The sequence below is a fragment of the Bacillus sp. JJ864 genome (genome assembly GCF_036963045.1).
Taxonomy (GTDB): domain Bacteria; phylum Bacillota; class Bacilli; order Bacillales; family Bacillaceae_G; genus Bacillus_A; species Bacillus_A pseudomycoides_C.
Window position 1 is genome coordinate 1 of record NZ_JBALLY010000005.1, and the last position, 10,888, is coordinate 10,888.

Sequence of the window (10,888 nt, forward strand, 5' to 3'; positions counted from 1 at the left end):
CCAATGACAGATGAGAGTTCATGTGTTTCGGTGTTTGACTACAGGGCAGTAGTAGTCGGTCATCCTTCCACACTCTTAGAGCAACGGACTAAAGCGTGTATCCGAGGGTAAGTCTTCAACTTACTCATCAATCGTAGTTCATCATGCAATTTTCCTTTCGTCAAAACGCACTCACCTAGGCTTGAAACCGAATCAATAGTAAGTATACGAACATATTTGCCCACGTTTGTATACTTTTGTATATAAAAATGACTACTATTGATTTAGTCCTTTCTTCTCAATTTATTGTAACAAAATTCACAATGAATACCATGAAAAATTCGTGAACATACCATTATCACTATGAATATATTGAAATCTTATTCTTCGTATCTACATATAAATCCTTTTTGATTTTTCAACATATAAATTGCTATTATTCAGAACAAAATATGACCGCTACATTACTTGCTCCCTTTATTTTAATCCTTGCATGTGACAGAAAAAAGCCCTGGCCGCTTCTATGCATGGCCAGATGCTCTTGTCCTCCTAAAAAAGAGGTTTTTTATAAGTTTTTCAATTTGTATGTACATAGTTACTTTATTTATACTTCACTTCATTTATTATTAGAAAATATTTTTTTATAATGAAAGTTTTATTCATGTTCACCTTATATTCTCAAGGAATTCGTTCTCTTTTTTCATCATTATGCATAAATATCATACTTTTATTATTACTCTATAAAATGTCACACTTTTCTTTCAGTTGACCCTCTATTTTTAATTTTGTATACTTCCATCTAGCTAAGTTTGTTCGTTTTTGAACAGGATTACCATATAGAAGTGATCGGAGGGATATAGATGCTTCGTTATTCATTACTCGTTTTATTAGGAGCATGTAGTTACGGTATTTTAGCAATTTTTGTTAAATTTGCATACAGCGAAGGATTTTCGCTTGGAGAAGTAATTGGAAGTCAATATTTGTTCGGATGGCTCATTTTACTTGCGATTACATTATTATTCTCTAGACATCGTGTACCATTTAAACAAATGATTATTTTATTTATTGCAGGAACATCAGCAAGTTTAACAGGCATTTTTTACTACGGTGCATTACAAACTGTACCCGCTTCAATCGGTATTGTTTTGCTATTTCAATTCGTATGGATCGGAATTATCATTGAAGCAGTTGCAACCAAAACATTTCCTTCTAGAGAAAAATTGATTTCTGTACTATTCTTGCTTGTTGGAACGTTTCTTTCAAGTGGTTTACTTGAACAATCAGCAGGAGCAATTGACATGAAAGGAATTTTCTTCGGATTATTATCAGCGGTAGCATTTGCTTTTTATATTTTTGTGAGCGGAAGAGTAGCAGTAGAAGTTCCGTCATTGCCTCGTGGTTTAACACTTATGGCAGGTGCATTAACATTGGTAATGATTGCTTTCCCACCCACATTTATATATAATGGTACACTTACAAATGGACTATGGAAATACGGATTAGCATTAGGAACATTTAGTATTGTCATTCCAACTATTACTTTTACAATTGGAATTCCTAAGATTGGTTCTGGTTTAGCAACAATTTTAGGTGCTGCTGAACTTCCAGTTACAACAATCATGTCTGTGCTTCTTTTAAAAGAAGCCGTACTGACTTCACAATGGCTTGGAGTTTCCCTTATTCTTATCGGTATTACAATTCCACAAATTGCTTATAAAATGCGTGGACGATACAGAAGGCAACATACACATAAAAAAGTGGCAGCATAACAAACCGGACTTCTTAGAGAAGTCCGGTTTTCATTTTCTGTTACCTTTCAATGTAACATCGCCGTTTTCATCGCATAATTTGCTTTTTCAATTGTAAAAAATAGCGTCTTCTTAATAGTAAAAAATAACATATATGAACGAGTAAAAATAGCCCGATGACGATCAGTGAAGACCGAAGAATCGGTGTTGTAAAGAGTGTTTGCAATGTTGTAAAAGCAACACTCGTATGCAAAACAGCTATGAGAATCGGAATAAAGAATAGTGCACCCATTTGCACCGTCATAATTTGTTTCATTTCCTCTTCATCCATACCGAGTTTCAATAGTGATTGATAATATTGTTTATCTGTTTCTAAATCGGTAAACAAGCGGAAATATAAAAAGCTTACGGCAGATAAGTAAAAAACAACTCCGACAAATAATCCAATAAATAAAATGACACTTGTCAATTGTTTAATCATATTATAGGTGATCACACGTGATGAAAATTCATACTGTCCTTTTTGATTCAATCGTTTTTCTAATTCCGCTGCTACTCGCGTCGTTCCTTCCCAACTCTTTACTGTATAGCCCGTATAACTCGCTGTTTTCTGTCCCACTGTAATTTGCTGTGCCATTTCATTGGAAACAACAAAAATCTTTCCAGGAAATACACCGCCTGAAAAAATATTCTGTTTCAACATAGAAGAAATGTGAATTTGTTTTCCACTTTCTTGCAATGTTACATCTGATTCTTTAGAACGATCTACAACACTACTTTCCATTCCAAAAGAAGGAACGCGAACTGCTTCATTTCCTGCTAATGCCACAGTTTCGTAGCCAATCTGCTTTGCAAACTTATTATAATCATCTTGACTCATGATTACGGCTTGCGAATCGTCAGAAATAGATTGAATTTTCAACTGCGCACTTATCTTTTGGAAAATAACATTTTCCTTTTGAAACGAATCTTCAATTTCCTTTTCATATTGTGCTTTCTGTCCTTGATGTTCATTATATGTAATCAAACTAAATGCAAATGGGATGTTCTTCATCGATTCGCCCTTTTGCGTTTCTGTAAAAGCAGCGAACGTTCCAATGGCACAAAATGCAACTGTTGACACAATTGTTACCATAAAAAACATACGTGCATTATCTTTCATACGGTATGCTAACATAGAAAATGATAATAAATTCGTTTTCTTCCAATAGATAGGCTTCCATTTCTTTAAAAACTTTATGATAAATACACTAAGCTGCGTATATAAAAAATACGTGCCAATAATTACAATAGTTGCAACGGGAAGCAATAAAAATGCGACAGCGCCAGGTTTTGCTGTTATAGATAACATATATCCACTGGCTATTAAAGTTGCTGCTACTATAGATAAAAGAATAGAAGCTTTCGGTTCAGGTTTTGGCTTCTTATTCCCTTTTAATAACGCGATTACTTTTTTACTTTTCACAAATAAACTTGTTGTAAAAGCAACAATGAAAAACAATGCTAAAAACACAACAGCTGTTAATTTCATTGCTTGCCATGGCATATAAAATGGCAAACTTCCCAATCCCATTACTGTACTTGCTAACAGAAAAAATAACTTTCCAAATATAAATCCGAAAGCAATACCGCCAATAAGAGCACTTATACCAACGATCATATTTTCAAAGAAGATCATTCGCATCAATTTCCAATTTGTAATACCATGAATAACAAAAATCCCAAACTCCTTATTCCTTATTTTTAAAAATGAACTAACAGAGTAGAAAATAAAGAAAAAAGAAAAGAAATAAATAATGTACTCCGCAACAAGCATTCCTTGCCGAATAGCACCCTGTCCATCTATATCAGGATGATAAATAAATAAAGCATATAAAAAGAAAATCATAACTGAAAATGCACTGCTTAAAAAATAAGCGGCATAGGCACGTATGTTTCGACTTACGTTTTTAAACGCGAGTTGAGAAAACGTCATTTTCTTTCCCCTCCCACGTTTTTTGTACTTTCATAAAAATAAGTATCATCATGAGTATGACATCTCCTTCTTCTTTCTTCTATTTTCACTATAATAAAAAAAGAAAAAGGAAAACATCGAACTTTCTTACATACATTCGTCCATTCTTACAGTTTTGTCATTTTTCTCATCATTTTGTAAATGTGTTCATTACCTTTCCTTTCGCTATTCTCAAAAACTCTTGTAATTCTGGGTTTATATTTGCTTTTCGGTATGCAACGGCTAGTTCCGCAACAATTTTAGAATCACGTATTTCTTTGTAAACAACTTCTGATTGATATAATTTATTTGCAGAAACTGGTATGACCGTTATTCCAATCCCAGCAGCAACAAGTCCTATAACTGTTTGATATTCTGTCGCCTCTTGTACAATTTGCGGACTAAACCCTGCATCACGGCATAAAGAAAGAATATTATCATATAAAGTCGGCCATACATTTCGAGTTATGAAAACAAAAGATTCGTTTTGCAAGTCTTCAATATATATTGCTTGTTTATTCGCAAGTGGATGCGCTTTCGGTAAACAAAGTGTACAAGGGAGGTGCTGCACAGTTTCTAACTGTAATAATTGACTTGTAATAGGTGGACGCAACATCCCGACATCAATTCGATTATCATGAAGTGCATCTACTTGTTCTGGTGTAGACAATTCATGCAGTACAACAGATACATTTGGAAATTTTTTTCGATATTCCCGAACAATTGGCGGCAAGATATCATACATCGCTGAACCAACAAACCCAATAGACAGCTCTCCGATTTCTCCCCTTTGTGCTCTCTGGGCAACTTCGACTGCTTTATCAATTTGTATAAAAGCCTTTTTCACTTCTTGTAAAAACAATTCCCCTGCTTCTGTTAATTCTACTCTTCGTTTCGTTCTTGAAAATAACGTTACTCCCATCTCTTGTTCTAATTGTTGAATTTGTTGACTTAGCGGCGGCTGTGTCATCTGTAAACGAGCAGCTGCCCTACCAAAGTGAAGCTCTTCTGCTACAACAATAAAATATTGTAAATGCCGTAATTCCATATAGAACACCCTTTTTTTATTAATATGTATAATAAATTAATAACATAAGAATTATATATTAGACAAATGTTTTTAAAGAAATCATACGGTAATATCCCTAAATATTTTATTGATGGTATTAACAATTACAGCGAGTCTAATAATAAGTTAAAAAACGACATAACCCCCTTTCTTTTGAGAAGGACGAGAGCATCTGGCCGCGCATAGAAACGGTCAGAGCCTTTTCCTACCACATGCCAGATTTAAAATAAAAGAAAACGTATACAAAAAGCGTTTTCTCTTATTTCATTCGCTATTCAATTCGTCCATGTACATTTTCACATTTCTCGCCTCAATCATTTCCTAGTGAACACTAAATAGTCACACATCGATGCAACAACTCATAATCTTCCGGAAATGAGAGCGGAAGGTCTTGAAGTTCATCCAGTCGTTTCCACTCAATTTTATAAATTAATCCGTCTGGATCTTGAATTTCCCGTTCTCCCCCTACTATTTTCACAACATAATAGTGTACTTGCACAGGAACATTAAACGTAACACCTATTTTTTCATGTACCTTTTCAATAATTTCAATGCGATAGCCAGTTTCTTCCCATACTTCACGGATGCAGCACTCTTCTAGCGTTTCTCCATTTTCTAATCCACCTGAAGGTACAGACCAAAGTTTTTCTTCTTCTGGCTTTCCTTGTAGTACCATTAATACTTCATTATTATCATTAATACAAATTGCAGCTGCTCCAATCCAACGTTTCACTATTTTCCCCTCGAAAAAAGAGGAAAAAATCTATAATCTATCGAATATTTCCAGCAACTTCATTGACAGCGCATTCCTAAAAACAGAAAGGAAGGATCCTGTGAAAATTTCTAAGTATGTTGTGGATTGTGTATTTTGTGAGAAAAATCGAGGAATAAGACAAGCAACTGTGACTATTGCTGCTTCTTCTAACACATTGGCAATTCAAAAAATAACAGAAGAATGTCAGCGACGTTTTGGGAAAGCATTATTATTAAAGACAGAAGTTATAAAAGAAGAATTTATAGCAGAAACAACAAAAAGCTGACCAAAATGGTCAGCTTTCTATTTTCCGATCGTATTGCGTTTTCTTTCCGTACACATTATCACATGAAGATTAGGGGCATCCTCTATGAGATCGGAATCTTTCCATTATGTACGTTCCATAATGGATATCGAACAATATTTTCTGTATAATCTACAACAAATCATCCAGAAAAAAGGGAAGTTTAGTTCGCATTTTTAGAAAAGGGATAGGGATATTACCGGTAATACATCAAACATTCGAACATTACATCTATTATAATATACTAATCTTCTTCATATCGGAAATATGTATTACATATATAATTAATATGTAATACATATTAATCTCCTATTTCATCCTTCTATCTTGCACATTTCTAAACATTGATAGAGCTAAAATTGCACCCATTAATGCGAAAGTCATATCCCACTGTGTATCCCATGAGTCTCCTTGTGTTCCTAAAAAAGCATCTGCTCCAGTTCCTGTCAATTTAGCAACTAAAAACTCTAGCAATTCATACACTGCACTAAACGCTAAACAAACAGAAATGACAAGAATTGATAACCATCCTTTTTTTCGAATACCTACCACTCTAATAAGAACCTCACGTGTTAATAGAGCCGGTACGAACCCTTGCACAAAATGGCCTACGCGGTCATAATAATTTCTTTCTAATGAGAATGTATCACGAATCCAATTGAAAAACGGTACTTCAGCATATGTATAATGACCACCAATAAGCAAAATAATCATATGAAACCAAATCCAAATATACGTAAACGTCGTAAACTGAAAACGATGATATGTTGCTGCTAAAACCAATACGACAATAATTGCCGGCAATACTTCTAGCCACCATGTAAACAAATCTTTCGGCTGAATTCCTGAGATTAATAAACTTATCCAAAAACTTATAAAGAGAAGCATATGTGTGCGATGAATCGTGAACCAATCTCCCTTCCATATTCAAGTTATTTATTATATTTTTTAAGAAAAAGCCTTCCAAACCTTGTTCTCACAGGGCTTGCTGAAGGCTTCCTTTATTCTGCAACAAATACATATTGTAGTATAATCCTTGTTTCGCCAGCAATTCTTGATGTGTTCCTCTTTCAACAATTTGGCCGTCGTGCATCACAAAGATTTGATCCGCATCTTGAATTGTAGATAAGCGATGTGCAATTGCAATAGTTGTTCGCCCTTTTCGCATATGCTGCAATGCCGTTTGAATCGCTTCTTCTGTTTCTGTATCAATATTTGCTGTTGCCTCATCTAACACTAATACTTTCGGATTTGTTGCAACAGTTCTTGCAAACGCCACAAGCTGTCTTTGACCACTTGAAAACGCTGCCCCTCTCTCAACTACTTCTGTATTATATTGATTTGGCAGCTGTTCAATAAATGTATTTGCTTGCACAAATTTTGCAGCCTTTTCCACTTCTTCATCCGTGATACGTTCATCATACATGCAAATGTTTTGCTTCACTGTTCCAGCAAATAAGAAAGCATCTTGCAATACAAGACCGATACGTTTTCGTATTTCCTTCTCTTGAAAGTTCTCTAATCGAACTCCATCAATTACAATTTCCCCTTCATTAACGTGATAAAAACGCATCAATAAGTTCATAATTGTACTTTTCCCACTACCTGTATGCCCAACAAAAGCAACAGTTTGCCCCGGCTTTACATGGAAGGACACATTTTTAAGTACATCACGTTTCCCATCATAAGAGAAGGTAACATTTTTAAACTCAATTTCCCCTTCTGTCATTACAGGAGTTCCATTCCCTTGTTGCAGCGGTGCTAAATCGTTTTCATCCATTAAAAGAAACACACGTGATGATGACACAACTGCTTGCTGGAAGAAAGACAATTTCATCATCATTTCGTTTACTGGTTCAAAGAAACGGTGAATATAGTTCACAAAAGCATATAATACACCCACTTCAACTGGACTATGCATTGCATCAATTCCAAACAACGTCAACACTAATACAATTGCCAAAATATGAACAAGATCGGTCGCTGGACGTAAAAATATGGCATCTAACTTCAAATTACGGCGCCCTGCTCCGTAATGTTTTTCATTCACTTCTTCAAATTCTTTACGCATCCGTTTTTCTTGGCGGAATACTTGAATAATGTTCATACCTTGAATAGATTCATTCAACTTTGCATTTAATATACTTAATTGATTGCGAAGTTCTAAATAAAAGACTGAACTTTTACGACGATAAAGAGCCATAATCGTAATCATAATTGGAATAAGAAGCAACGAAAACAAGGCAAGTTTCACATTCAGTAAAAACATAGATATTAAAATACCGATTAAAAACACAATATTTTTTACGAAAGTAGATAATACACTTACAAAGAAATCTTTAATCGCTTCCGTATCATTTGTTATACGAGAAACGAGCGTTCCAATTGGTGTACGATCAAAGAAGCTAAGCGATAAACTTTGCACATGTTCATATACTTCTACACGCATATCTTGCACAATTTTGAAGGCAATATTTTGGAAATATAATAAATTCAAATACGTAAAGAACACCTTTAATAAATGAAACACAATATAAACAATAAATAACGTTACTAATACATTTTGTTCAAAATTCTTCGGAACTAAATGCTCGTCGATAAATTTCTTAATTAAAAAAGGGCCCATCATTTCCGCTATAGTTGCGCCAACTAAAAATAGAAACGCGAATGTCAGCAGTTTCTTATATGGCTTCATATATGATAATAGACGCCATAAGTCACTTCGTTTTTTCTCGTTCATTATACTCCTCCTTTCTCAACTAATGCTTCTAATTGCTGACTTTCATACATGTCTTTATACCAGCCATCTTGTTGCATTAAACTTTCGTGCGTACCACGCTGTACAATCTTCCCATCATCAATAACAAGAATTAAATTTGCATGTTGAATCGCACTTAAGCGATGCGCTGTAATAATCGTTGTTTTATTTTCGCGTTCACGCTTTAATGCCGCTAAAATTGTTTCTTCTGTTTTTGCATCTACTGCGGATAAACAGTCATCTAAAATTAAAATTTCAGCATTTGTTAATAACGCACGTGCAATCGAAATACGCTGTTTTTGACCACCTGATAAAGAAACGCCGCGTTCGCCAACTACAGTTTCATATCCTTCTGGAAATTTCGTAATATCCTCATGAATACATGCTATAGTAGCAGCATGCGCAATATCTTTATATGTTGCATCAGGTTTTCCAAATGCGATATTTTCTCCTATACTTGCAGAAAATAAGAAATGATCCTGTGGTACATATGAAATAGCGGAACGAATGGCATGCAGTGTCCTATCTCGAATATCGGTTTCCCCCACTCGCACTCCTCCATCAAAATGATCATATTCTCGAATTAAACATTTTAATAATGTTGTTTTCCCTGCTCCTGTACGTCCTACAATCCCTAAAGTTTCCCCTTTTCGTAAAGAAAAATGAATATCTTGTAGATTTATCACTTCATTCTTCTTGTACGAAAATGCGTCAATATCAAACTCGATATTACCACTCGCTATTTCTTCACTTACCCCTTCTCTATTTACCACATCAGATACTTGCATAAATAAATTTTGAATTCGATCATAAGAAGCACGTCCACGCTCCATAATATTAAATAACCAACCAAACGCTAACATCGGCCATACGAGCGTCCCTAAATATGCGGTAAATGTAATAAGTTCTCCTATCGTAAGCTCATCTCGAACAACCAATACAGAGCCATAACACACTGCAATTAAAAAAGAAAAACCTACAATTAAAGAAATTGTTGGATCAAATAATGAATCAATGCGGGCAACGAGAATGTTTTTCTGTACCACTTCTTCCGATTTATTACGAAATGCTTGTAAATCTTCTTTTTCTTGACCAAGTGAACGAATTACCTTCATTCCACTCATACTTTCCTGAACTTTATCATTGATTTCTGAAAAAGCCTGCTGCGCTTTATGAAAACGACGATGTAACAAAGTTCCGTAGTAGTTTGTCGCAATTGCTACGATCGGCATTGGAATTAAACTGAGTAATGTTAATTTCCAACTAATTGTAAATCCCATCGCAACAAGAACACATCCGCCAACCGCTAACGAATCTACAAGCGTTAATACTCCAGAACCTGCTGTTTGCTGAACTGCTTGAATATCATTCGTTGCGTGAGCCATTAAATTACCAGTACGATGTTTTTGGTAAAATGATGGACTCATATTCGTAAAATGCTCATACAGCTTTCGGCGTAATTGACGAGCTAACTTTAAAGAAGAGCCAAAGATCATCATGCGCCATACATAACGCAAAATATACATCGCCACTCCTGCACCAACTAAAATCCCTGCCCATTGTAATAACTTCTCAGCAGTTAATGAATGATTGCTAATTTCATCAACAATGATACCAATTACTTTTGGTGGTACGAGCTCAAGAAGAGCAACGCCAAACAATAAAAATATACCAGTTATGTATGCTCGCTTCTCTTGTTTAAAAAACCATGCCAAGTCTAAAAAAACTTTCATTATATACCTGGTTTAAAAAACTTATAAAAATCTATCAAAACGTTGGAGAACCAAGACCAAAGCCAACTACCGAAAAGGAATCTCACCTTTTTCCTGTCCGCAAGGCTATCACCTTCTCATTCACCTACTGTGAAAGAATAACGGCAGGTTCCTGTTAGGAACGATCTTGTTTTGCGCATAATCATTCATCCGAGTCAATTATACGCAAAGGGATATAAGTTTTAAACCAGGTTCCCTCCCTTCTTGATTTGAAATAAAATTTGTTGATTACTCATATACACTGTTTTATGAAGGATACTCCATAATTTCCAGTTGTGATGGTCTTTCCATGTTGCGATGGTTTGTAACCATTTCTTATATACCTTTTTTGTATTCTTATTGCTTTCTTCCAATGAAGCAATAAGAATACGAAGTTTCGTTGCGATTTGGTTTTGTAACAAAGAAATCATTTCTTTTGGTAGTTTTTCTTGTAGTCCGAGTCCACGACGTGCAATCGTAAACGCAGCCGTTTCATGAACGCTAATCCCATACTTTTTACTATATTTTAGTT

Annotated in this window: 8 protein-coding genes and 1 pseudogene; 2 read left to right on the forward strand and 7 right to left on the reverse strand. The window is 35.0% G+C overall.

Translation table 11 applies throughout. The features are described 5' to 3' along the window. Positions 1-839 precede the first annotated feature (839 nt). The gene (locus V7024_RS01290) at positions 840-1,748 is read left to right on the forward strand and encodes an EamA family transporter (RefSeq protein ID WP_335514584.1); all 909 of its coding nucleotides are present in this window, start codon (positions 840-842) and stop codon (positions 1,746-1,748) included. A 67-nt stretch (positions 1,749-1,815) separates the two neighbouring features. On the opposite strand, the gene V7024_RS01295 is transcribed toward V7024_RS01290, so the two are convergent. The 3 genes from V7024_RS01295 to V7024_RS01305 all read right to left on the reverse strand — a co-directional run bounded on the left by V7024_RS01295 (position 1,816) and on the right by V7024_RS01305 (position 5,522). Then, complete coding sequence (locus tag V7024_RS01295; RefSeq protein ID WP_335514587.1) at positions 1,816-3,702, reverse strand: ABC transporter permease; 1,887 nt, start codon at positions 3,700-3,702, stop codon at positions 1,816-1,818. A gap of 169 nt (positions 3,703-3,871) precedes the next feature. Next, positions 3,872-4,768 carry an acetoin biosynthesis transcriptional regulator AlsR gene (gene alsR / locus V7024_RS01300; protein ID WP_335514590.1) on the reverse strand — a complete coding sequence of 299 codons (897 nt, stop codon included), beginning with the start codon at positions 4,766-4,768 and terminating at the stop codon, positions 3,872-3,874. Between the two features lie 352 nt (positions 4,769-5,120). Further along, positions 5,121-5,522, reverse strand: coding sequence for an NUDIX hydrolase (locus V7024_RS01305; protein WP_335514591.1), 402 nt, complete (start codon positions 5,520-5,522; stop codon positions 5,121-5,123). A gap of 100 nt (positions 5,523-5,622) precedes the next feature. On the opposite strand from V7024_RS01305, the gene V7024_RS01310 reads away from it, so the two are divergent. Then, complete coding sequence (locus V7024_RS01310) at positions 5,623-5,829, forward strand: DUF3903 domain-containing protein (protein ID WP_306199393.1); 207 nt, start codon at positions 5,623-5,625, stop codon at positions 5,827-5,829. A 327-nt stretch (positions 5,830-6,156) separates the two neighbouring features. Here V7024_RS01310 and V7024_RS01315 read toward each other — a convergent pair whose 3' ends face one another. The 4 genes and pseudogenes from V7024_RS01315 to V7024_RS01330 form a co-directional block, all read right to left on the reverse strand. Continuing rightward, a complete protein-coding gene (locus V7024_RS01315) occupies positions 6,157-6,735 on the reverse strand; it encodes a DUF2238 domain-containing protein (protein ID WP_335514603.1) in 579 nt (192 codons plus the stop codon). Positions 6,736-6,823: 88 nt separating this feature from the next. Continuing rightward, positions 6,824-8,587, reverse strand: coding sequence for an ABC transporter ATP-binding protein (locus V7024_RS01320; RefSeq protein ID WP_335514606.1), 1,764 nt, complete (start codon positions 8,585-8,587; stop codon positions 6,824-6,826). Then, positions 8,587-10,338 (reverse strand): ABC transporter transmembrane domain-containing protein, encoded by a 1,752-nt coding sequence (locus tag V7024_RS01325; RefSeq protein ID WP_335514609.1) that lies wholly within the window; start codon positions 10,336-10,338, stop codon positions 8,587-8,589. The genes V7024_RS01320 and V7024_RS01325 overlap by 1 nt, the downstream gene beginning before the upstream one ends. A 221-nt stretch (positions 10,339-10,559) precedes the next feature. Continuing rightward, positions 10,560-10,888: pseudogene (locus tag V7024_RS01330) on the reverse strand (IS200/IS605 family accessory protein TnpB-related protein); the annotation flags it as partial.